Annotated in this window: 15 protein-coding genes and 1 pseudogene; 10 read left to right on the top strand and 6 right to left on the bottom strand. The window is 65.1% G+C overall.

Translation table 11 applies throughout. The features are described from left to right. The first annotated feature begins 204 nt into the window (after positions 1-204). The 5 genes from DTO57_RS14170 to DTO57_RS14890 all read left to right on the top strand — a co-directional run bounded on the left by DTO57_RS14170 (position 205) and on the right by DTO57_RS14890 (position 7,283). The gene (locus DTO57_RS14170; protein WP_114118928.1) at positions 205-2,715 is read left to right on the top strand and encodes a Z1 domain-containing protein; all 2,511 of its coding nucleotides are present in this window, start codon (positions 205-207) and stop codon (positions 2,713-2,715) included. Then, entirely contained in the window at positions 2,712-3,701 is a 990-nt protein-coding gene (locus DTO57_RS14165; protein ID WP_114118927.1) for a PD-(D/E)XK motif protein, read from the top strand. The genes DTO57_RS14170 and DTO57_RS14165 overlap by 4 nt, the downstream gene beginning before the upstream one ends. Before the next feature lie 203 nt (positions 3,702-3,904). Beyond that, entirely contained in the window at positions 3,905-5,629 is a 1,725-nt protein-coding gene (locus DTO57_RS14160; protein WP_162785798.1) for a hypothetical protein, read from the top strand. A gap of 86 nt (positions 5,630-5,715) precedes the next feature. Continuing rightward, complete coding sequence (locus DTO57_RS14155) at positions 5,716-6,528, top strand: hypothetical protein (RefSeq protein WP_162785797.1); 813 nt, start codon at positions 5,716-5,718, stop codon at positions 6,526-6,528. Beyond that, positions 6,525-7,283: a DUF6339 family protein gene (locus DTO57_RS14890; protein WP_114118924.1), complete on the top strand. Its 759-nt coding sequence runs from the start codon at positions 6,525-6,527 to the stop codon at positions 7,281-7,283. Before DTO57_RS14155 ends, DTO57_RS14890 begins: the two co-directional genes overlap by 4 nt. A gap of 179 nt (positions 7,284-7,462) precedes the next feature. On the opposite strand, the gene DTO57_RS14455 is transcribed toward DTO57_RS14890, so the two are convergent. Together DTO57_RS14455 and DTO57_RS14140 are read right to left on the bottom strand one after the other, a co-directional pair. After that, the gene (locus tag DTO57_RS14455; protein ID WP_162785795.1) at positions 7,463-8,188 is read right to left on the bottom strand and encodes a TY-Chap2 family putative peptide chaperone; all 726 of its coding nucleotides are present in this window, start codon (positions 8,186-8,188) and stop codon (positions 7,463-7,465) included. Between the two features lie 294 nt (positions 8,189-8,482). Beyond that, positions 8,483-10,255 carry a helicase HerA-like domain-containing protein gene (locus tag DTO57_RS14140; protein ID WP_114118922.1) on the bottom strand — a complete coding sequence of 591 codons (1,773 nt, stop codon included), beginning with the start codon at positions 10,253-10,255 and terminating at the stop codon, positions 8,483-8,485. A 55-nt stretch (positions 10,256-10,310) separates the two neighbouring features. On the opposite strand from DTO57_RS14140, the gene DTO57_RS14135 reads away from it, so the two are divergent. From DTO57_RS14135 to DTO57_RS14520, 3 genes are read left to right on the top strand one after another with little or no spacing between them, the layout of a single operon-like run. Next, entirely contained in the window at positions 10,311-11,450 is a 1,140-nt protein-coding gene (locus DTO57_RS14135) for an exonuclease SbcCD subunit D (RefSeq protein WP_114118921.1), read from the top strand. Then, a complete protein-coding gene (locus DTO57_RS14130) occupies positions 11,447-14,476 on the top strand; it encodes an AAA family ATPase (protein ID WP_114118920.1) in 3,030 nt (1,009 codons plus the stop codon). Before DTO57_RS14135 ends, DTO57_RS14130 begins: the two co-directional genes overlap by 4 nt. A gap of 9 nt (positions 14,477-14,485) precedes the next feature. Further along, positions 14,486-14,662, top strand: a complete 177-nt coding sequence (locus DTO57_RS14520; RefSeq protein WP_187346642.1) for a hypothetical protein — start codon at positions 14,486-14,488, stop codon at positions 14,660-14,662. Between the two features lie 153 nt (positions 14,663-14,815). On the opposite strand, the gene DTO57_RS14125 is transcribed toward DTO57_RS14520, so the two are convergent. Then, positions 14,816-16,861, bottom strand: coding sequence for an NAD(+) synthase (locus DTO57_RS14125; protein WP_114118919.1), 2,046 nt, complete (start codon positions 16,859-16,861; stop codon positions 14,816-14,818). A 52-nt stretch (positions 16,862-16,913) separates the two neighbouring features. On the opposite strand from DTO57_RS14125, the gene DTO57_RS14120 reads away from it, so the two are divergent. Both DTO57_RS14120 and DTO57_RS14110 read left to right on the top strand, forming a co-directional pair. Further along, the gene (locus DTO57_RS14120; RefSeq protein WP_114118917.1) at positions 16,914-20,525 is read left to right on the top strand and encodes a TM0106 family RecB-like putative nuclease; all 3,612 of its coding nucleotides are present in this window, start codon (positions 16,914-16,916) and stop codon (positions 20,523-20,525) included. Positions 20,526-21,327: 802 nt separating this feature from the next. Beyond that, positions 21,328-22,119 (top strand): DUF4839 domain-containing protein, encoded by a 792-nt coding sequence (locus tag DTO57_RS14110; protein WP_162785794.1) that lies wholly within the window; start codon positions 21,328-21,330, stop codon positions 22,117-22,119. A gap of 81 nt (positions 22,120-22,200) precedes the next feature. Here the strand turns inward: DTO57_RS14110 and DTO57_RS14800 are convergent, their stop codons facing one another. The 3 genes and pseudogenes from DTO57_RS14800 to DTO57_RS14100 form a co-directional block, all read right to left on the bottom strand. Next, a complete protein-coding gene (locus tag DTO57_RS14800; protein ID WP_268235381.1) occupies positions 22,201-22,605 on the bottom strand; it encodes an SOS response-associated peptidase in 405 nt (134 codons plus the stop codon). 31 nt (positions 22,606-22,636) lie between these two features. Then, the gene (locus DTO57_RS14795) at positions 22,637-22,918 is read right to left on the bottom strand and encodes an SOS response-associated peptidase family protein (protein ID WP_268235380.1); all 282 of its coding nucleotides are present in this window, start codon (positions 22,916-22,918) and stop codon (positions 22,637-22,639) included. Positions 22,919-23,077: 159 nt separating this feature from the next. After that, positions 23,078-23,209 (bottom strand): annotated as a pseudogene (locus tag DTO57_RS14100) (IS481 family transposase); the annotation flags it as partial.

Genomic DNA, 23,209 nt, shown 5'->3' with positions numbered 1-23,209 from the left:
AACGGACGTCTCGAGCATCTCCGCGGCACCGCCCTGGGGTTCCGGAACCTGACCAACTACATCGCCAGGAGCTTGCTCGAGACCGGCGGCTTCAAACCGCTACTACACCCTCAAACACGATGAGCCGTCAAAGCTGTCCTGACCGCCGCCCCTGGCGACTACAGTGCGACGATCAAGGCGATCGAGACCGAGCATGCGTCGCAGGTGCTGGCCCGGACGAAGTTCACCGAGATCGGTACGTCGCGACGCGAGGACCTCATCGAGCGCGGCTGGTATGAGGGCGTTCACCTCGCAAATGGTGTGTGGACCAACCTTCGTTCGCGCATGGAATCCAGCAACATGGCGGATGCCGTTCCGTCGATCGATGGTTCTACTGAGGAGATTGTTGCCTCTCTCGCCGAGCCATTTACGGAAGGCAACAAGCGCCTCGGACTCGTGATCGGAAATGTACAGTCCGGCAAGACCGCAAATTACTCGGCGGTTATCGCGAAGGCTCTCGACAGCGGGTACAAGTTCATCCTCGTCCTGTCCGGGATCCATAACAACCTCCGTAAGCAGACACAGCTGCGACTTGATCACGACTTGGGCGTCACCGAGGACAGCACGAAGTGGTACCGGCTGACCAACGAGAACGGCGACTTCGCTCCCTACCAGGGAAACGCGGGAGCGATCGTCAACAGCGGACGGGTGCTCGCCGTTGTCAAGAAGAACAGCAGCCGGCTCCAGAACGTTCTTGATTTCTTGCGCGATCTTGACCCGGATATGAAGCGACAGACGCCGTTCCTGATCATCGATGATGAGTCAGATCAGGCGACGCCCGACTCGTCGTCGAAGATTGGCGACGAGCCGACGGCGATCAACCGTCTGATGCGTCAGATCTGGGATGAGGTTGGAAACGGCACATACGTTGGGTACACCGCGACGCCGTTCGCGAACATTTTCATGGACCCTAATAGCGGAGAGAAATCTGATTTACCGGATCTGTATCCGAAGGACTTCATTCATGTGATGCCGACGCCAACGAACTATTTTGGCGCTGAGCGGATCTTTGGGCTGGGCGAGCCAACCGGAGGTGCAGACGATATCAACACCCCGGATGTCGTGAGGGCTGTGCCGAAGGCAGAAGTCGGTCTGCTGGTACCGACGGGAAAGAACGTTGCGAAGGCGCAGCCTCCGGTTACGGCCTCCCTGGCAGACGCGATTCGATGGTTTGTCGTCGCGACGGCAGTACGGCGGGTCCGCGGACAGCACTCAAAGCACTCGACGATGCTCGTCCATACGACCCAACGTGTGGACCCCCACTTTGCGTTGCGTGACGCTATCAACGATTACCTGGAACCGCTCAAGGAGCGGGCTCGTGAGGGCGACGTTGACAGCTTCCACGACATCTTCACCCAGGAAATTGATCGTGCTGCGGACCTCCACCACGGTGCTGATAAGGCGCCGACCTGGCCGCGAGTCCGAGACGAGATTCCTAACGTCTTGCGCGCTTTGCGCACCGCTGTGGACAATGGCAAGGCTGACGACACAGAGCGGCTGGTGTACCCAGATTCACCGCAGACCGTCATCGTGGTGGGTGGCGGAACGCTTTCACGAGGCCTCACCCTCGAAGGGCTGTTTGTCTCGTTCTTTACTCGCGTGAGCACTAACGCCTATGACACGTTGCTCCAGATGGGGCGTTGGTTTGGATACCGTGAAGGTTACGCGGATCTACAACGCATCTGGCTAAGCCCTGGGCTGGAGGACGACTACCGTTTTCTGGCTGGAGTCGAGGCTGACGTCCGAGAAGAGATCGCGCTCATGATCGCGACGAACAAGAAGCCGAAGGACATCGGGGTGAGGGTTCTCCTGCACCCTGGGCGCCTGCAGGTAACTAGCTCTTCGAAGATGAAGCATGTGTCGGTTGCAGAGGCCGACTTTGAAGGCTTCCAGCTGCAAACCACTCGCTTCGTACCCGCGGAAGCCGTCTTCTCTGGCAACTTCGTCACCACGACTCACTTCCTCGATGAGATCGCGTCGTGCCGGGACCCGCAGAACGCACGGCTTCACCGTGATGTTGAATTTGGCCGGGTGAAAGCATTCCTCGACCAGTTTGGGGTCCACCCATCGTTCGAGGATTCCCTCAAGGATCTTGTCGCATGGACCAACGAGTTCCTGCCAGAGAAGAAGTGGAACGTCGTCGTCTCGTCTGGAAATGAAGCAGAAACTCTGACCGTCGGCGACGAGAGAGTACGAGCAGTTCGACGATCCGCAATCGTCGAGAGCGACGCTTCCAAGGGGATCAACATCCGTGCCCTGATGCGCGGTGGTGACATGGTTGCGGACCTGAAGCTTCAAGGACTAGTTCCCGAACGGGCAGAGGGAAAAAAGGCCCTCGACAATATCGAACAGAAGAAGTTGCGTCGTAGCCGTAGCGGGGGTGAAGGTCGTGGGCTGCTACTGCTGTATCCGATCAGCCGTCGGTCGTCTGCCGGTGCCGGAGAGGTACGTCAGTCGATGGACGTTGCCCTACGCGGCTATGACGAGCGTCTCGTTGATGAAGGTCTGCCTCCGATCATGGGAATCGCAGTCATTGCCCCCTTCGACGCAGACAACAAGCTTGAGCGAAAAGGCACGCGGGTATCGGTCACGCCGAGATTCGCGATTGAAGCTGACGAGGCAGAGATCGCTAACGTCGTGGACACCGAAGGAGATTTCAAGGGCGGTTCTGTATGAGCTTCGAAGACTTGCGGAGCGACACATCTCTCGGGGACGACACGACGCTTGGGAATGCCGAGGCCCAGGTATCACCCGTGCCTGGCCTCCCGGAAGGGCGACGAGCGTGGACTGGGAAGGACGATCTGTCGCGCGCCGCCGCGTACTTCGAAATTACAAGCGACGAGCGCCTCTCATTTCGGGTGAGCGAAGTAATCGATGTGACGACAATCAACGTTCGCGACGAGAAGACTGAGGAAGAGATCACGACGGTCAAGCTCGTATGCAATGACCGGCGACTCGATGGCGTGTTCAACGTCTTCGTCGACGAGGTCTGTGACTCGTTACAGACGGAGACAGACGTCGTCAATGTCATCGCAACTTCCGCTGGTGAGTGGAGGAACCTGCTCCAGGTTGCGCGGTCGCCATTGAGCGAGTCGGCACTTGCCGGCTTATACGGAGAGCTTCGATTTCTCGAAGCGCTTGTCGGAGACGTGGGCGTGTCAGCGATTCGTACCTGGCAACGGAGCAACAGGGACGTCCATGATTTCATCGGGGCGAGCGCGCGAGTCGAAGTGAAGACATCGAGCTTCCAAAATCGCGCTGCTGTTACGGTACATGGGCTCCGCCAGCTCCAGTTGCCTGTCAGTGGCACACTTACGCTCGCGGTAGCTGAGGTCCAGAGACAGGGCGAGGATCCCATCGACGCGGTCATCGGCAGGATTCAGGACCTTGGTGTGCCGATCGATGAGTTGCGTGCGAAGCTCGCGATGGCGGGATATGTCCAAGGAATGAGCGACGAGCTTGAGGCCTCATTCTCCTTGGTCGGCTGGCGGTATTGGGAGATCACGAGAGCTAGTCCGGTATTGAGTGCGTCTGCATTGGAGGACTCAGTTGCCCTCGCTGTATCGGATTTGGTGTACTCACTTGACTTGAGTGCGTTGCCCGCGCCAGCGGCAACCTTTGACTTCATCCGTCTTTCCGTCGAACTCGAGGAGCCCGCATGACGGTTCGTGTACTTGACCGATACTCGAAGCCGCGAGGCCCCGGCGACCAGACAAGTGGCGGGCGAGGAAAACTGCTCCGCGGAACCACCGGCCTCTCGCGTGTAGAACTGCTTGTTCGTGAGACACTTCAGAACTCCTGGGATGCCCGAACTGACATTTGGCTCCCGGCTTACGGCGCCCGCGTCTACAAGATGGATGCGGAGGTGAAATCGACGCTTCGCGACGAGGTTTTTGCAGATCTCCCTCGATCGCTATCAATCCTCGCGGAGAGTCTCGACGCGGAAAACACACACGCCATCGAAGTCTTCGACCGTGGGACCACCGGCCTCGATGGCCCGTACCACGCATCGGAAACACCTGGAGAGTGGGAGCCTAACAACTTCAACTCTTTCGTGTTCGATATCGGCACAACGAAGGCATCCGCTGGTGCTGGTGGCACGTATGGGTTCGGCAAGACAGCGACGTTTGAGGTGTCCCGCGCGCACACAGTCGTGTACTGGACGCGCTGTACTGGACGCGAAGGGCTGCCGGAGTACCGCCTGATTGCGACATCGCTCCACGACCCTTACGCAGAGGGCGGTGCCCGATACACAGGTGCCCATTGGTGGGGAGACGCAAGCGGGGACAGTATCGCGCCAATCCGTGGCGAGGCGGCGCGGGTGCTCGGAGAGAAAATCTTCCGTACCCATTTCGGCGATGACGACGAAGATCCGGAGATGGGGACGTCCATTCTCATTATCGACCCGGTGATCACCGTGCATTCCGAGGATGAACGCACCGTCGATAAGTTGACGCCAGTGCGATCGACGGAGGTCGCCAGCCTGCTCGTGGGACAAATCCGCGATGCGATGGCCCACAGTGTCTGGCCCAAGACCTTTGCTCAGGATCAGGAAAATGCTCCGATGCATATCGAGCTTTACCATGATCGCCAAGAGCAGCCAGTCGCTGAAGAAGTGAGGCGGCGCTACTCTACTTTCGCCGATGCTCTGATTGAAGTTCGGAAAGAGCAGAAAACCCAGGTTGACGATTATGCTCCTGCGCCGTCGCCCCTCATCTTGAAGCGGGAGACATTTCCGATCACGCTACGGCCGCGAGGCTGGACTGACCCGCGCAATGAAGTCTTCGGCGGGCGAAATGACAACGTCGTCGGCCATCTCCACATGATCGCGAGTGCGAAGTCTCCTGCTTCACAGGACTACACGATTCCAGACGATCGGCTGTGCCTTATGAGATCAGGGGCAGAGCTCGTGGTCCAGTACATGGAGATCCCTGGGTTCGAGGACGATGTCGTGCAGTGGCACGGGGTCTTCAAACCGACGCCAGAATGCGATGATCATTTTTCAGCAACGGAGCCGCCCACGCACGACAGTTGGACGCCGCAGAACGCGGAAAAGGAGGTCTCCAAGTACGTCGTTGAGAAGGCCTTGGGGCAGATCCGGCAGAAGGCACGGAAGTTTCTCACGGAAAGCCAACTGGCGAGACCAGTGGAGAAGCGTTCTGTGCGGGCCGTTGCTCAAGCATTACGCTCATTCGTGCCGGTTGGGGCCGCCCCTGATGAGCCGTTGGAGTCCCCCCGGCGGCGGGCTCGCTCGGGCGCTACGCGCCGTCACACGGTTCGGACCGACGTTTCGATCTCAGAAGCGAGGTCGTTGCCCGACGGCAAGGGACAGCAGGTCACAGTCGTGGCTACGACCGATTCGCCAGACGCCACGGAGATAAAGGTGACCGCTACCGTTTACGCGGTTGCGCAGGACGGCAATCTGGCATTGGGGGAGGACGAGCTACAGATTGATTGGGCTTTGCCCGGTGGCAGTCGTGAACTGGGGCCCGAGGTTACGGTCCGCCCCGGACAAGCTGTCGGAGTGTTGTTCGTTACTCAAGTAGCTACAGCACTTGAGATCGATCTGAGCGCGGAAGTTGTGAAATGACGAAGGCGGTTTTCTACCCGTACCCTCGACTCGACGCAGCGCATGTGCGATGGAGCGAGTGGTCGGTCTCCGTCGACGGTCGAGAGGTGGCCATCGACGATCTTGCCGACTCCTGGGATGCCAACTCTGAATTGGTATTCCGGCGGACGGTGACGATTGGTGTCGACGCGTATCGGAACTTGGGCGGGGGCGAGGCGCGCCTCATACTGACAGCCTCGTGCAAGCACACTGCCATCACCAGGTACGCCTCTGCCGCCCTGACTTTCGATCGTGCATCCGGAACTGCCGTCGCAGACGTGCGCATTGCTGGGCGTGATATCTCCGAAGCTCTGGAGCTACGGAGCAAGATCGTGCTCCCCGTGCCAGCAAAAATCGGGGAACGACGTGGCCCCGCTTGGCTGTCTACGCGAGTCGTCGCAGAGGCAAAGAGCGCCGACATCCGTCTCTCGTCGGACACCGACGCCTTCCCCACGGTGGCTTACTCGTTCGAGGAACAAGGAATCCTTGATGCACCGTGGCGCATTTCCGTTAACGCAGAGGAACCTGAAGCTCCCTTCCTTCACTCGATTCGACTAGAACTCAACGAGGACTACAGCCTCATACGTGACCTGATGGATGGTAAACCGAACGCAACGGTCGAGGCCGAGCTCGATGCCTCGATCACCCGCGCGCTCGTAGGCGGGATCGCGCGCATGTCGGAGATTAATCAGACGGATGCACGAATGGACCAGATCGCCGCGGAGTACCCGGACTCGCTTGCAGCGGGAGCTCAACGCGCGACCAAGACGTACCTCAAACGTTCGCTAGATGCTGCCATCAGGCTGTACCGGACCAGGCCGGAAGATTTCGAGTATCTCCTGGCGTCTGGCACGAAGATCTTTGCGAATGGACGTCGATGAACCCCACAATCTTGCTTCCGAGACTCCCACTCGATCAAGCAGAAAGTATCCGTCAAGACCTCTTGCAGAAAGCCAGGGGAAGCGAAGCGTTTACGCTAGCCGCCCTCGACAATGCTTTGCAAGACCCGCACTCCTTTGCAGTCACCGGCGGTACCAGAGTAAGCCGGAAGGAGCTCTTGGATTTCCGCGCCCGGTGTCTCCTCGTTGCAGATTCTGCGCGGACGTCGGAGCTCGGCTTCGGCGCCGCCTTCGACCTGGGAGTGGGCGAGGAGATCGCTTCCACCTTCACGGGGGCTCGCGGAGAACTCGGTAGTTCGCAGGTCTGGGATTTTCTGACGCTCATTCTCCTGCCAGACCTCGCGGTTGCACGCGTTACGCGGGGAAGAGACACCGATATCAATCAAGGGTCTACCCGTAGGCGACTGACCGGCGGCGACCGGCGCCATGTTTTCTCGAAGTTGTGGCTCCGCTGGGTGGTCTTTGAGCGCGAACTCGTCATGAGTAGGCAACTCACTGAAGACGACTACGTTGCGATGCTTGAGCGGCGGCTGACGCTTGAGCAACCGCAACTTGCGCGTCTCGCGGCACAACAGATAATCCAGTCGGGATATTCGCGGGGTACGCGTCGCGACTACGCACGCCAATTGATGCGTGGCTTGGTACAGATATCGGGCATCGTCCATCTGGGCGACGACGACGTAGATACCGCAAGGGCTGCGGTCGAACATCTCCATCGCACGATCACTGACTCATAGTCGGGAACAGTCTTTCGTGCCGTCGCGGGAGGGCGAAGGTACGGGTGGCCGGGGCTTGACCGTCATGTGTGGCGGTCAAGCCCCGGCCACCCGCCGGTCCGAAGATCCTGCTCGCCAGTACCTTTTTCTGTATCAGACCCGATCGCGCGTCGCCCCGAGGTTGGCTAAGCAGGTTGAGGTTAGGGCAGCCACTGCTGCAACATGCCGCACACGAGGGGCGTTACACGGCGCCCAAGAACCTCGTATTGCTCAGACAAACGCACGGTGGGCCCGCCCTGCCGATAGAGCTTGCCTTCCCACGCATTCACCATTGCAACGGGCTCCGCGTCACGCAAGATCGCCCAGAACTGACGGTACGGGTCCGTTCCAGCCGCCATCTGCAGTACGGGCTCATTGCGCGCATCCGTTACCGCTTCAGGGAAGCGATCGATGTAACCGTTCAGCGTTACTCCGGCCATCCCGCTGGAATCAAGTCTCTCAGAGCGAACGTCCCACTTCGGCTTGCCAAGCCTGGCGAGGTTGATCGTGTTTGCGAAGAATCGGTAAGCAAGAGAGCGATCAGACGAGGGCGCCCCTAGTTGAGGTGTGATCTGAGCAACATCTTCAATAGCCTTGATCACTCTGTAAGAATCCGTGTCTTCGAACAAATCAGACCAATGCCCAACCACAATCTGATCGGGTGCGCTAGTAAACGCCGTGAAGTGAACTTGAAGCGATCCCGCTCGGTTAAGCATGATCTGTGCCTGCGACGAGTGGTTACGAAGAAGATTCGTCGTTACTAACTGCAGTACGTCATACGTACCCCCACCTGGGTGGGTTTCCTCCGCAATGAGGTCGGGATTCCTGCGTACCAGCTCGGATGCGACCCACCACGACTGACTATAAATTAGGCCCGCAGCTGTCATAGTTTCCTCGCTATCGACATGTCCGAACGAACGTAAAACGCCACGATTGCTTCTCCTCGGGAGACCCTTGAAGGGCTATACGAACGCGGTGATCAGAGTTTACCGGCTCTTCACGAATGAGGGCGTAGACGGTTGAGCGCGTCGGTGGCTGGGTAGCAGCCGAAGTCTCCCGGGTAATGGAAGTTCTTCACGCCTACCGGGTCTGATGTAAGAACTTCCACCCGGGGCGCCCTTGATGTCTATCCGCAAACCAACTGCCTGCCTCCGACTACACCATCAACTGCGACGAGGCACCTACCGCCGCCCAATCCCAAACAGCCCGCGCACCACACCGGTGACGATCTTCGACGTCGCCTTGGATCCGAGGATCTCGTCGAGCGGCGAAGCCGGAGCGCGGCGAGTCGTTGTGCGGGTACGCGGCGGGCGCGTGATCTCGCGCAGCATCTTCTCGTACTCGCGGTCGGCCTTCTGCTTCGCCTTCAGCGCCGCGGCCTCGTCCTTCTTCGCCGCGGCCGCGGCCTTCTCGGCCTCCGCGGCTGCGGTCTCGCGGGCGGCGGCCTCGTGCGCCGCGTCCATCTTCGCGGCGAGAATCTCGCGAGCTGATTCCGGATCCACGCGGGTTGCGTACTTATCCCGCAACGCGGATCCGTTCACGACCTCGGTGATCTTTCCCGCCGGGGCGGGGGACATGAGGCCCTGCGGGGCGCGCACGCGCGTCCACGCGACGGGCGTCGGCGCGCCGCGCTCGCTCATGACGGTCACGATCGCCTCGCCGGTGCCGAGATCCTGCAGCACCCGCTCGAGGTCGTAACCCGACGTCGGATACGTGCTCACGGTCGCCTTCAGCGCCTTCGCATCGTTCGGCGTGAAGGCGCGAAGCGCGTGCTGCACGCGGGATCCGAGCTGCGCGAGCACGTCGCCCGGCACGTCCTTCGGGGTCTGCGTGATGAAGAAGACGCCCACGCCCTTCGAGCGGATCAGTCGCACCGTCTGCGTGATCGAGTCGAGGAAATCCTTCGACGCGTCGGTGAACAGCAGATGCGCCTCGTCGAAGAAGAACACGAGCTTCGGCTTGTCGAGGTCGCCGACCTCCGGCAGCACCTCGAACAGCTCGGCGAGCAGGTACATGAGGAAGGTCGAAAACAGCGCCGGCTTGCTCTGCACATTGGGCAGCTCGAGCAGGTTCAGGATCCCTCGGCCGTCGTCCGCGAGCCGGATCAGGTCGTGCACGTCGAACTCCGGCTCGCCGAAGAAGTCTTCGGCGCCGTCGGCCGCGAACGCGCTGAGCTCGCGCAGGATCACGCCGGCGGTGGCCGTCGAGATGCCGCCGATGCTCTTCAGCTCGGGCTTGCCCGCATCGCTCGTGAGGTAGGTGAGCACGGCGCGCAGATCCTCGAGATCGACGAGCGCGAGACCGTTCTCATCCGCGTAGTGGAAGACGAGTCGCAGGCTCGATTCCTGCGTCTGGTTGAGCCCGAGAACCTTCGCGAGCAACAGCGGACCAAAGCCGCTGACGGTCGCGCGCAGCGGGATCCCGCCGCCCTCCTCGCCCAGCACGAAAAACTCGGTCTGCTGGGCGCGCGGCTGCCAATCCTGGCCGATCTGCTGCGTGCGGGCGGTGAGCTTCTCGCTCGCCTCACCCGGCACCGCGATGCCCGACAGGTCGCCCTTCATGTCGGCCGCGAAGACCGGCACACCCTTCTCGGTGAGCTGCTCGGCGAGGCCCTGCAGCGTGCGCGTCTTACCGGTACCCGTCGCGCCGGCGATGAGGCCGTGGCGGTTGAGCATCGCGAGGGGGATCCGGATCTGCGCATCCTTCACCACGGATCCGTTTACGAGCGCGCCGATCTCGAGCGCCTCGCCCTCGAACGCGTAGGCGGCCGCGATCGCGTCGACGCCGGCCTGGTCGAGGGGGCCGGCGGGGCTGTTTTCCGGTTCCTTCTCGGGTGCCGCCTTCGCCGTTTCTTCAGCTGCGGCCTTCTCTGCTGCTTCTTTTTCTGCGGCCTCGAGGGCGGCCTGGGCGGCCGCCGCGGCGGCCCGGAGCTTCGAGATTTCGTCGTCGGCCATGCGGTCAGCATAGCGGCGCTCTTCGTTTGTCGGGGGTCGCCGATACCGTTGAATCATGCGGATCCTCCACACCTCCGATTGGCACATCGGGCGCACGTTCCACGGCAACTCGACCCTCGAGTCGTTGCGCGGCGTGCTCGACGCGCTCGTGCGCCAGGTGAGCGAGCACGACGTCGACGTCGTGGTCGTCGCGGGCGACGTGTTCGACTCGTCGATGCCGGCGGCAGACTGCTACGACGTGTTGACGGGCGCGCTCCGGGGCATCCGCGATGCGGGGGCGAAGGTCGTCGTGACGAGCGGCAACCACGACTCGGCGGCGCGGCTGGGCTTCCAGGCCCCGCTGCTCGAGGGTGGCGTGCACATCCTGACCGACGCGAACCAGGTCGGCACGCCGGTCACGATCGACGGCGTGCACTTCTACGGCATCCCGTATCTCGAGCTGGCGCTCGTGCGGCACCTGTGGCCGGATGAAGAATTGCGCACGCAGCAGCAGGTCATGGCGCACGCGATGCGGCTCATCAACGCCGATCGCGCCGAGCGGGGTGGCGTCTCGGTCGCGATCGCGCACTGCTTCGCCGCGGGCGTCGAGGCGACCCCGCAGCTCGAGCGCGAGGTGAGACAAGACCTGCGGCAGGGCACGCTCGACGTCGTTCCGCTCGCCGACCTCGCGGGGCCCGACTACGTCGCGCTCGGCCACATCCACGGGCGCAGCGAGCTGCGGCCGCACATCCGATACTCCGGTGCGCCCCTGCATTACAGCTTCGGCGAGGCCGACAAGCCCCGCGGATCCTGGTTGGTGGAGCTCTCGCCCGATGGCTTTGAGAGCGCGACCTGGCTCGATCTGCCGATCCCGCGCGGGCACGCGATCCTCACCGGCACGCTCGACGAGGTGCTCGCGATGGAGGGGCATGACGACGACTGGGTGTGCGCGATCCTGACCGATCGGGTTCCCCCGAAGGATCCGATGCAGAAGCTCCGCGCCCGGTATCCGTTCTGCGCGACGATTGAGTACCGGCCCGAGCGCGAAGAGACCGAGGCGCGCACGTACCGCGATCGGGTGGGGCGGGGCACCCCGGATCCGCAGATTGTCGACGACTTCCTCGATCATGTGCGCGCGGGCGAGGGCGCATCAGAAGAGGAGCGCGCGCTCATCGCGACGGTCGTCTCCGAGGTTCGGGCGGGGGAGCAGGCATGAAGATCGAGCAGCTCGTGATCGAGGGCTTCGGCCCCTTCCGCGACACGCAGAAGGTCGACTTCGACCGCTACGCCGCCGACGGCATCTTCCTCATCTCGGGGCGCACGGGCACGGGCAAGTCGAGCATCCTCGACGCCATCTGCTTCGCGCTCTACGGCACGACGCCGCGCTCCGCCGACGGCGAGAAGCGCTACCGCAGCGATTACGCGAAAGACGGCGAACCGAGCCGCGTCACCCTCGACTTCATCGTCGGCGACGAGGCGTGGCGCATCGTGCGCACACCCGCCTACGAGCGGCCGAAGATGCGCGGCACGGGGTACGTGACCGAGCCCGCGAGCGTCGAGCTGTTCCGGCGCGACGGATCCGAGTGGATCGGCGTTGCAACGAAGGAGAAGGAAGTCGGCTCGCGCGTTATCGACATCGTGGGCATGAACGGCGAGCAGTTTCAGCAGGTGATCCTGCTCGCGCAGGGGCGCTTCGCGAAGTTCCTGCTCGCGAAGAACGACGATCGGCAGAAGCTGCTGCGCTCGCTCTTCGGCACTGTGCGGTTCGAGCAGTACGAGAAGGCGCTCGAAGATCAGCGGAAGGATGCCGAGGCGGGGATCCGCGACCAGAAGATCGGGCTGACCGCGATTCTCGACGAGGCGCTACGCGGGGTGGAGGAGGTGCGGGCGGCTGCCTCTTCGCTTGATGGCGAGGACGACTCTTCGCTCGCGTCCGTCGTTGCGGCCGACGACATCGCCGGGCGTATCGCACAGGCCGAGACCGCGCAGGCGATCGCTCTCGAGCATCTCGCGGTCGCCACGGCGCGCGCCACCGAGGCGGAGCGCGTGCGGGCCGAGGCGCAGAAGGCCCGCGACGAGAAGACGGCGCTCGCCGAGAAGCAGCGCCGCCACGTCGCCGCTGTCGCCGCCCTCGCAGATCTCGACGAGAAGCGCGCCGAGGTCGACGCCGCACGCGCGGAGCTCGACGCCGCGCGCCGGGCCGAGACCGTGCGCACAGCGATCGCGGGCGTGACGCGCGCCGAGAATGACAAGAATGGCGCCGACGCCGAGGCCGAGCGTGCGCGCAGCGAGTGGGCGCGGGCTCGCGGCGAGGCGGGCGATCCCGGCCTGCCGGCGGACGACGCGGATCCGTCGGTGCTAGACGCGTTCGCCGACGACCTCAAGCGCCGCATCGGCGCGTGGGAGCCGCTTCGCCAGCGCGAGAGCGAGCTCGATCGCGACGCCCAGCGCATCGAGCAGAAGCGTGAACGCCTGATCACGCTCGGCGAGGCGCTCGCCTCGCTGGCGGCGCGCGAGGCCGCTCTTCCCGGACTCATCGAGGCCACCCGTAAGCAGCGCGACGACGCCGCGGCCCGCGCGGCCAGGGCCGAGCAGGTCGACGAGCACATCCGCACCCTCGAGGCGCAGTTCACCGCCGTGCACGAGGCCACCGAGCGCGCGTCCACTGCAGCGAAGGCCGAGATAGCGCTCGCGGCGGCGAAGGCCGCGCGCGACGCCGCCGAGCACGCGCTCACCGAGCTCCACCGCCGGCGCCTCGCCGGCTACTCGAGCGAGCTCGCGCAACAGCTCGAGGCAGGGCAGCCGTGCGCGGTCTGCGGATCCACCGACCACCCCGCGCCCGCCGAGCCCGGCGACGACCCCGTCACGCCCGAGGCGATCGATGAGGCCGACGCCGCGCGCGAGACCGCCGTCGCGGCGCACGACCGGGCCGGCGAGGCGCGGCGCGAGGCCGAGCTCGCCCTGCGCGACGCCGAGGCGCGCGCCGGCGGCCGCACCGCGACCGAGGTCGACGGCGATCTGCTGAACGCGCGGCAGACCAAGGCCGACGCCGAGGCCGCGCTGCGTGATCAGGGGCTCTTCGACGCGCAGATCGCGAAGCTCGAGGCCGAGCGCGACGAGACGTCGGTAAAACACCGCGAGCAGGCGAGCGCCAGGGCACAGGTCGAGGCCGACATCGCCTCGGCCGAGAAGTCCCTTGCCGAGGCCAAGGCAGACGTCGACGAGGCACGCGGCCCGTATGCATCCGTCGCCGAGCGCATCGGCGTCGCCGCCCGCCTCGCCTCCCGCGCGACGGCCCGCTCCAACGCCCAGACCGAGCAAGGCCGCGCCGGCTCCGCGCTCGCGGCCGCGCGCGAGGCCCTCGCCGAGGCGCTCGAGCAGGCACGCTTCGACAGCGTCGACGCGGCGCGCGCGGCACAGCGCGACGCCGACGCGCGCGCGAGCCTCGAGCGGGTCGTGACAGACGCCGACACCCGCCGCGCGACCGCGCAGGCGACGCTCGACGAGCTGTCGGAGGAACGGATCCCGAACGAACCCGTCGAGCTCGAGGCCGTCGAGGCCGCGCTCGCCGCGGCCCACGGGATCCACATCGCGGCGATCGAGGCGCGGGGCGAGGCCGACCGCCTCGCGAAGTCGCTGGCCGGCTCGCTGAAGCGCGCCCACGATGCGCACGAGAGCATCCGCGAACAGGCCGAGAAGGTCGCCGTCATCACTCGCCTCGCCGATACCGTGGCGGGGCGCGAGCCGAACACACGGCGCATGAACCTCGAGACCTTCGTGCTCGCGGCAGAGCTTGAGCAGATCGTCGACGCGGCCAACGTACGGCTGTCTGAGATGAGCGATAACCGCTACACGCTGCAGCACTCCGACTCGCTCAACCGGCGCGGCGCGGCCTCCGGCCTCGGCATCGACGTGTTCGACGCGTTCAGCGGGCGCGCCCGCGCGCCGCACACGCTGTCGGGCGGCGAGACCTTCCTCGCCTCGCTCGCGCTCGCGCTCGGTCTCGCCGAGGTCGTTACGAACCGCGCCGGCGGCATCAGGCTCGACACGCTCTTCATCGACGAGGGCTTCGGATCCCTCGATGCCGAGACCCTCGAGACCGCCATGCGCACGCTCGACGACCTGCGGCAGGGCGGGCGCACCGTCGGGCTCATCAGCCACGTCGACGCGATGAAGGAGCAGATCCCCGCTCAGCTCCGAGTTCGCCGGGCCGCCGGTGGGTGGAGCATCGTCGAACAGTAGGCTGGGCTCATGAACATGGGCACAATCTGGACCGTTCTCGGAGTGATCGTCGCGATCATCATCGCGGTCTTCCTCGTCAACATCCTCTTCTCGGTGATCTTCTGGGCCTTCAAGCTCTTGATCGTGCTCGTCGTGGCCGCGATCGTGTTCGCCGTGCTCAGGAGTGTCTTCGCGAAGAAGAACTAACCGCGGGGCGCGGCTAGCTGCGGCGCGCAGCCTGGCCGCGCTGCGCTGCCCCGCGCCGCGAGATTCTGACGATCGCTCGAGATCCGACGGAATCGCAATAATCGTCAGAATCTCAACCGATCGTCAGAACCTCGGCACGCGGCACCGCCGAAATCACCCCTCCGGCAGTGCCGCATCCAGCTCGGCCAGCCACGCACGGGCGTTCCCGTCCGAGGGCGCGCGCCAATCGCCGCGCGGCGAGAGGGATCCGATGGGCGAGACCTTCGGCCCGTTCGGCACGGCCGAACGCTTGAACTGCGCGAAGCCGAAGTAGCGCTTCAGGAACAGCCGCAGCCACTTCGCGATCTCGTCGATGTCGTACTCCGGCCGACCATCTGATGGGAAGCCCGCGGGCCACGCGCCCGCGGCGGCGTCGTGCCACGCATGCCAGGCGAGGAATGCGATTTTCGAGGGCCTGGATCCATACCGCAGCACGTATGCGAGCGTGAAATCGTGCAGGTTGTAGGGGCCGATGGTGCTCTCGGTCGACTGCACCTTGCCGTCCTGCCCCGCGGGCACGAGCTCGGGCGAGATCTCGGTGTCGAGCACCGACTGCAGCACCGTGGCCTCCTCGTCGGTGACGCCCGTGCCGTCGGCGATGACCCAACGGATGAGGTGCTGGATCAACGTCTTCGGCACGCCGCTGTTGACGACGTAGTGGCTCATCTGGTCGCCCACGCCGTAGGTCGACCAGCCGAGCGCGGCCTCGGAGAGATCGCCCGTGCCGACGACGATGCCGCCGTGGTGGTTGGCGAGGCGGAACAGGTAGTCGGTGCGCATGCCCGCCTGCACGTTCTCGAAAGTGACGTCGTAGACGGGCTCGCCGGATCCGAAGGGGTGCCCCATCTGCTTCAGCATTTCGGTCGCGGCGGGGCGGATGTCGATCGTCTCGATCGTCGCGCCGACGGACTTCGCGAGCGCGATGGCGTTGTTCTTCGTGTGGTCGCTCGTCGCGAATCCGGGCATCGTGTAGGCGAGGATATCGCTGCGCGGGCGACCCATGCGGTCCATCGCGCGCGCGATGACGAGCAGGGCGTGCGTCGAGTCGAGGCCGCCCGAGACGCCGATGACGGGCTTCGGGTTGCCGATCGCGCGCAGGCGCTGCTCGAGGCCGGCGACCTGAATGTGGAAGGCCTCGTAGCAATCCTGCGCGAGGCGCGCGGGGTCGTCGGGCACGAAGGGGAAGCGGTCGACCTGGCGGCGCAACCCGACGTCGTGCTTGGGTGGGCGCAGCGCGAACGGGATCCGGCGGAACTCGCTCGCGTACGCGCGGGCGTTGTCGTCGAAGGTGCCCTGGCGGATCCGGCTCTGGCGCAGCGCGTCGAGGTCGACGTCGGCGACCGAGTACGCGGATCCGGTGGGGAAGCGCTCGGTCTCGGCGAGCAGGGCGCCGGATTCGTAGATCATCGTCTGCCCGTCCCACGACAGGTCGTTCGTCGACTCGCCGAGGCCCGCGGCGGCATATGCGTATGCGGCAATACACCGCATCGAGGCCGATTGCACGAGCGAGCGGCGGTCGTCGGCGCGCGCGATAGTGATGGGGCTGCCGGAGAGGTTGAGCAGCACGGACGCGCCCGCGAGGGCGGCGCGCGCCGAGGGAGGCACTGGCACCCACATGTCCTCGCACACCTCGGCGTGCACAGCGAGGCCAGGCACGTCGGTGGCCTCGAAGATGAGGTCGTTGCCGAACGGAACGTCTTCGTGACCGATGCGGATCGTGCCACGCACGCCCTCGCCCGACGCGTACCAGCGGCGCTCGTAGAACTCGCGATAGTTCGGCAGGTACGACTTCGGCGCGACGCCCACGACCTGGCCGCGGTGGATCGCGACGGCGCAGTTATAGATGCGTCCGTCGTAGGCGAGCGGGGCGCCGACGACGAGGAGCGGCATGATCCACTCCGACTCGTTACGGATCTCCTCGATCGCGGCCAGCACGGCGTCGTGCACGACGTCTTGCATCACGAGATCGTCGATTGCGTAGCCCGTAAGGCAGAGCTCGGGGAAGACCGCGACCGCGACGGCGTCGCTATCGAGCTGCTTCGCGGCGTCGAGAACCGCGCGCGCATTGGTCGCGGGATCCGCGACGGCGACGGGAATGTGGCAGGCGGCAACGCGCGCGAAGCCGTGACGATACGCGCTCAGGAAATCGAAGTCGGTCACGCTGAATAGTCTCGCATCTTCGTTTGTCAGCGGTTCGCTCTACCGTGGAAACATGCGCATCATCCCCGACGAACAGCGACTCATCTGGAGCGCGAGCGACCTCAAGGCCGCCGCAGAGTGCGAGTTCGCGTGGCTGCGCCAGATCGACGCGAAGCTGGGCCGGTGCGCGGCGGTCGACGACCCCGACGACGCGATGCTCGAGCGCGCCGCCCGCCTGGGCGATGCCCACGAGGCCCGCACGCTCGAGGCCTACCGCGCGCAGCACGGCGACGCGGTCGTCGAGATCGAGCGTGCGTCGTCGGCGCGCGCGGCCGAGCTCGCCGAGGCGGTGCGGCTGACGCGCGAGGCGCTCACGGATCCTTCGGCACGGGTCGTCTTCCAGGGCGCGTTCGCGGCGGGCGACTTCGTCGGCTTCGCCGACTTCCTCGTCCGCGACGCCGAGGGCGCGTGGCGCGTTCAAGACACAAAGCTGGCCCGCACGGCGCGGGTGACGGCGCTCATGCAGCTCGCGGCATATGTCGATCAGCTCGACTCGCTCGACGTCGCGCGCGCGGGCGAGGTCGACCTGCTGCTCGGCGACGGATCCACGTCGACGCACGCCGTCGACGACCTGCTCCCGCTGTTCCGCGTGCGCCGCGAGCGGCTCGAGCAGCTGGTTGCCGATCGCCGCATCTCCGACGGATCCGCGACCGCGGCGATCGAGTGGGGCGACACCCGGGGCGACCTCGAGGTGCAGGCGTGCGGCCGGTGCGCCACCTGCGCCGAGCAGGTCGCGGCTCACCGCGACGTGCTGCTCGTCGCGGGCATGCGCCCGGCCGCGCGCGAGCGCCTGCGCGAGGCTGGCTACGAGACGATCGACGCGCTCGCGGGTGCGACGACGAAGCCCGCGCGCATGAGCGACGATGCGTTCGACCGATTGCGCACGCAGGCGCGTCTGCAGGTCATGACCGAGCGGTCAGGCGACGGCGCCCCGCTTTACGAGGTCGTGAACCCGACGGCGCTCAGCACAATGCCGCGGCCCGACCACGGCGACATCTTCTTCGACTTCGAGGGCGACCCGCTGCACAGCGAGGCGCTGCCGGGCGGCCGCGACGCGTGGGGCCTCGACTACCTCTTCGGCTGGGTCGATACGCGCGAGCAGTACACGGCGCTGTGGGCACACGACTTCGCGGCGGAGCGCCGGGCGCTGGAGCGTTTCTGCGACTTCATCGCGGCCCGTCGCCAGGCGAACCCGCACATGCACATCTTCCATTACGCGCCGTACGAACCCACGCACCTGGCGGCGATGGCCGCGCGGCACGGCGTGCGCGAGGCCGACGTCGATCGCATGCTGCGAGACGAGCTGTTCGTCGACCTGTATCCGGTCGTGAAGAACGCCCTGCGCGTGGGTAGCTCGTCGTACTCGATCAAGAAGCTCGAGCCGCTCTACATGGGCGACGAGGTGCGCACGCAAGACGTGCAGAAGGGCGACGACTCGATAGTGCGCTACGTCGAGGCGCGAGCGCTCGCCGAGGCGGGGCAGGAGGCCGAGGCGAAGGTGATCCTCGACGACCTGGCCGACTACAACCGCTACGACTGCGTCTCGACCCGCCGCCTGCGCGACTGGCTCATCGAGCGTGCGCGCGAGACGCGCGTGATGCCGGCCGCGCCCGACGACCGTCCGAGCGACGTCTACGAGCCGTCGCCGCGCGCGCTCGCGCTTGTCGCGAAGGCCGATGAGATGGCGGAGGCGCGTGGTGCGGTGGATCCGGAGGCGCTCGAGTCGGCCGCAAAGGCGATCCTGGCGGGGGAGGAGCCCGCCGCCCCGACGGACGACGTCGCGCGAAGCTTCGCGGACGAACAGGCATTCCGGCTCGCCGCGGCCGCGATCGACTACTACCCGCGCGAGGCCCGTGCCTTCTGGCAGGCGCACTTCGAGCGCCTGCGCGAGCCGATCGCGCTGTGGGGCGAGACGCGCGACGTCGTGGTGATCGACGTGCGACGCTCCGACGTCGTCGAAGACTGGCACACGCCCGACGGCAAGCGCGCGATGCGCCGCGTCATCGAGCTGCGCGGCGACGTGGCTCCCGGCACGCGCCTGCGCGAGGGAGCGAGCCCCTTCGTGCTGTACCCCGCACCCGCGCCTTTCCCGTCCGACGCGTCGAATAGGTGGATCCACGTGCCCCGCGAGGTGCGCGTCGTCGAGGTGCTCGACGACGGCGCGGTCGTCGAGGAGTACGCGGCCGGCGGGCAGACGTGGCGCGAGCTCCCGGTGGCGATGACGCCGGCGTCGCCGCCGCCCGCCGGCGCCCAGCAGGGGGCGATCAACGAGTGGGCCGACGCGCTGCTCCGCGGCGAGAAGAACGTGCAGGCGTCCGACGGCATATATCCGATCGACCCGGCGACCGACATCCTGCGAGGGCTCCGCGCCGACCACCACTCGGGCCGCGTCGTGTCGTCGGCGATCGGCAGCGACGTCGACGCGATCGTGTTCTCGCTGCTGAGCGTGCCGACCTACCTCGCGGTGCAGGGCCCTCCCGGCACCGGCAAGACCTACGTCGGCTCGCACGTGATCGCGCGCCTCGTGAACGACCACGGCTGGAAGGTCGGCGTCGTCGCCCAGTCGCACGCGGTCGTCGAGAACATGCTCGATAGGGTCGTGGCCGCGGGCGTGCCCGCCGGCGGCGTCGGCAAGGTGCTGAAGGGCGGCGCCCGCGCCGACGGCGAGAAGTTCACGGTCCTGCCGCGCAACGGCCTCTCGGCCTTCCAGCAGGGGAAGTCGAAGGGCTACGTGATCGGCGGCACGGCGTGGGACTTCGCGAACGTCACGCGCGTCGATCGCCGCGCCCTCGACCTGCTCGTCGTCGATGAGGCGGGGCAGTTCTCACTGGCGTCGACGATCGCGGTGTCGATGTCGGCCCGGCGCCTGCTCCTCCTCGGCGACCCGCAGCAGCTGCCGCAGGTGAGTCAGGGCACCCACCCCGCGCCCGTCGACACGTCGGCGCTCGGCTGGCTGATGCGCGGATCCGCCGTGCTGCCCGAGGGATACGGCTACTTCCTCGCCCGCACCTGGCGGCTGCATCCCGAGGTGGCGGGGCCGGTGTCGCTGCTGTCGTACGGCGGACAGCTGCGATCCCGCCCGGGCGCGGAGCTGCGCGCCGTCGAGGGTATCTCGCCCGGCGTGCACCCCGTTCCCGTTACGCACCGGGGCAACGCGACGGAATCTCCGGAGGAGGCCGCCGAAGTGGTGCGCATCGTTGCCGACGTGTTGGGGCGCTCGTTCACCGAGATTGATATCGACGACGAGCAGGCGGCAACGCCACGCTCACCCCGGCCGATTGGCCAGGCCGACGTGATCGTCGTCGCGCCCTACAACGCACAGCAACAGCTCGTCGAGCAGGCACTCGCCCGCGCCGGTTTCGGCGAGGTACGAGTCGGCACCGTCGACAAGTTCCAGGGGCAGGAAGCGGCAGTGGCGATCCTGACCCTCGCGGCCTCGTCAGGCCGCAGCGCGCCGCGCGGGCCGGAATTCCTGCTGCTGCAGAACCGGCTCAACGTGGCGATCAGCCGTGCGAAGGTCGCGGCCTACGTGGTCTTCAGCCCGGCTCTCCTCGACGACCTGCCGTTCCACGCCGACTCGGTCGCACGCCTCAGCGCGTTCGCCCGCCTGGTGGGGAGGGCATAGGGCGGTGGATGAAGAAGGAGAAGAATACTTCCCATTCGGCAACATGTGAAGTATTTTTCCCATAGACGGTTAGTTGACGTCGCGGCCGCGCTTGGTTTCATCGTCACGCTCGAGCGGAGCAAGCGTTCCGCGATCCTCGACGAGCTGTTCGAGGAACTGTGATGGCGGACGTGCTCGATGTTTGGCTAGATGGATCCTTTGCTGGACAGCTTCTGCGTGGCGAGCAGGATTAGGTGGAGTTCATCTACGGCGAGCGGTACGCCTGGGCCGTTTGACGCCGACAGAGTTCGAGACCATCATGAACAACGACCTGGCCCTCGCGGCCTGACCAGAACTGTCACCAGTTCCTACGTCAGACCCGGCGACAACACGCTCAAGCTTGACGAAACCACGATTCCCGGCGGCCTTTATCTTCGCTTACGTCTGCGGGGCAACGCACCGGAGATCTACGAGCAGATCTCACCAGCATTCGACGCGCTCTTCGCTCTCGCAGATCACGACTCCGCGCGACCGCACATCGAGTACTACAAGCGTGAGGGAGAGATGGACTGTCTTCTCCCGATCTTGCCCGTCTCGAGGTAAGAAGTTTTTCGCATAGTGCAGCGTGTGGCCCCGTCTGCTTTCGAGCAGGAGGGGCACCTTTCTGCGTAGGACGGCGCTGGGCCTCTCAACGTATCGGCAGGTCTTGCTGCCTCCATCGTCGGCCCGAGGAGAGACACGATGTCGGCGGGCTGCGCTGAAGAACGCAATATGCTCGAGCATGGAACGCGAGGCCAGCTCGGGATACTTAGGAGCACGTGTGGTGAGCAGTGAGGCAGAGTACGAAACGCGAGTGGTGCGCTCCGTTCGAGGCATGGAGAATCGGACCATCTCCAAATGGGAGAAAGAGGGGTGGGAGGTCGTCTCGCAGGCGACGGGCAAAGTGCGGTCTGAGATTACGATTCGTCGCGCTAAGCCGAAGAGCCGCCTTCGGGCAATCGCGATCGCTGGGTCAGCTGCCGCAGCGGCACTCGCAGTCGTCATCGTGATCGGCGTGATCAGCGAGCAACGTAGCGGAAATAGCGACGAGGACCCTTCGTCTGCGGCAGCAGATGGTCCTTCTGAGCAGCAAGAGTCATCGGAATCGGCGGCGCCCGAGGAGGCACCTACCCCAACCGAGATTTCCGAGCCAGAGGTATCAGCGAGCAATGATCCCGTCATGACTCCTGAAGGCGACGCAGAGTTCGGAGACCTTCTCACGCTCCGCGACTATTGCGACCCATCGATCGCAGAGTTTATCGAGAAGCATCATGGAGAGACGGTTGCTTTCGACGGGAATGTCTCGTACATGGCAAACCACGAGAGCTACAACACTCGATACGACATCTTGATCGAGGCCGGCGAGTTTAGCGAGACGACATCCGGTGGACCAGCCTTCCAGTTCAAGGACGTCAACCTCACCTCAGATCTCCTATGGACGGACGAGAACCCGGGAACGCTCGGAGTCGGTGACAAACTCCGTATCGTCGCTGAGGTGCAAGGAGAGATCTACCCTGACCCCGAAAACTGGAACTGCCTGATCTACCTGGAGCCGGTCGCTACCGCAGTTCGCTGATCGTCGAGCGGCCATACCGAGAGCGCGATCTCGAGGCGGGTGTCGTGCGCCAGGCGATTCCGCACCGTCGGCGTGTAAGGGCTACAGCGAGTTGAGGGGCTCGGTCAGGACGATGCCGTCGTCTTCGGGTTTGAAGGGGCTGACCTTGTGGAAGAGCAACACGGACGACTCATCACGGGCGGCGCGCACCGCCTCGTCGACGAGCTTCTGATCCCCGACGATCGACGGGTCCATCCAGTGCTCCCAATGATCCTCAGGCAACGCGAGCGGGTTCCGGTCGTGGATGCTCGCGAGCTCGTCGACGGTGGACATGGTGAGAATCGTCGCGGTCAGCACCCACCGGTCGGGGTCGTTGTCGGGTCGCGAGCGGTCTTGCCACCAGGAATACAGGCCGGCGAATCCGAGGATGCCCTGCTCGGGGTGGATCCACCAGGGCAGTTTGGCCCCCTTCTCACCAGTCCACTCGTAGTAGCCGGTCGCGGGGATGATGCGCCGCTTTCGACTTCAAGGGGCGCTTCTACGTTGCCTTGGTGGCGATTCCCTCGGTGCGAGCGTTGAAGGTCGGGAAGCGGGGCGTCAGCGTCTCGGAGCACAGCGGCACGAGAGACCAGCGCGCTGTCTCGACGTGCAGCTGGTCGTCCTTCTCGGAGTCGAGGACGATCGCGATGTCCTGGGTGGGCTTGATGTTCCATCGCCCCTCCCAATCCGGCGTCCACTCCGCATAGGGCCGTCCCGTCGACGTCACAAAATCCGTGATCGAGGCATTGGCGTGGTCGTCGAGAGCGAAGCGTCCGCACATGCCGCCAGAGTAGGGCGCGCGGTGTGATCACGCTAGGGGCCTGCGCGCAGGCCGTACGCTGCACGCCCGAGCGCTGCAACTTGCTGACGTGCGAACGGGCTCGATAGTCCAAGGACGCGAAAGCAACGAAGCAAGCCGCTCACCGCGCAATGTCGATGCCTAGGTGTGATGTCCAGGGACGTTGTTGAGTCGGTCGAAGGGTGCGCCGCCAATCGCAGAGTGGTGTCGGTGGTGGTTGTAGAAGTGGAGCCAGCCGGGCAGCGCCAGGCGTCGTTCGGCCTCTGAACCGTA

Origin of the sequence: Microbacterium sorbitolivorans (assembly GCF_003327285.1) — a bacterium.
Classification (GTDB): domain Bacteria; phylum Actinomycetota; class Actinomycetes; order Actinomycetales; family Microbacteriaceae; genus Microbacterium; species Microbacterium sorbitolivorans.
Note: the sequence above shows the minus strand (reverse complement) of the source record. Positions and strands in the feature narration are given on the sequence as shown.

Excerpts from the sequence above, each read along its gene's own strand:
- DTO57_RS14165 (WP_114118927.1), top strand. The coding sequence starts at position 2,712 with ATGAGCTTCGAAGACTTGCGGAGCGACACATCTCTCGGGGACGACACG.
- DTO57_RS14890 (WP_114118924.1), top strand. The coding sequence starts at position 6,525 with ATGAACCCCACAATCTTGCTTCCGAGACTCCCACTCGATCAAGCAGAA.
- DTO57_RS14455 (WP_162785795.1), bottom strand. The coding sequence starts at position 8,188 with ATGACAGCTGCGGGCCTAATTTATAGTCAGTCGTGGTGGGTCGCATCC.
- DTO57_RS14140 (WP_114118922.1), bottom strand. The coding sequence starts at position 10,255 with ATGGCCGACGACGAAATCTCGAAGCTCCGGGCCGCCGCGGCGGCCGCC.
- DTO57_RS14135 (WP_114118921.1), top strand. The coding sequence starts at position 10,311 with ATGCGGATCCTCCACACCTCCGATTGGCACATCGGGCGCACGTTCCAC.
- DTO57_RS14130 (WP_114118920.1), top strand. The coding sequence starts at position 11,447 with ATGAAGATCGAGCAGCTCGTGATCGAGGGCTTCGGCCCCTTCCGCGAC.
- DTO57_RS14520 (WP_187346642.1), top strand. The coding sequence starts at position 14,486 with ATGAACATGGGCACAATCTGGACCGTTCTCGGAGTGATCGTCGCGATC.
- DTO57_RS14120 (WP_114118917.1), top strand. The coding sequence starts at position 16,914 with ATGCGCATCATCCCCGACGAACAGCGACTCATCTGGAGCGCGAGCGAC.
- DTO57_RS14795 (WP_268235380.1), bottom strand. The coding sequence starts at position 22,918 with ATGTGCGGACGCTTCGCTCTCGACGACCACGCCAATGCCTCGATCACG.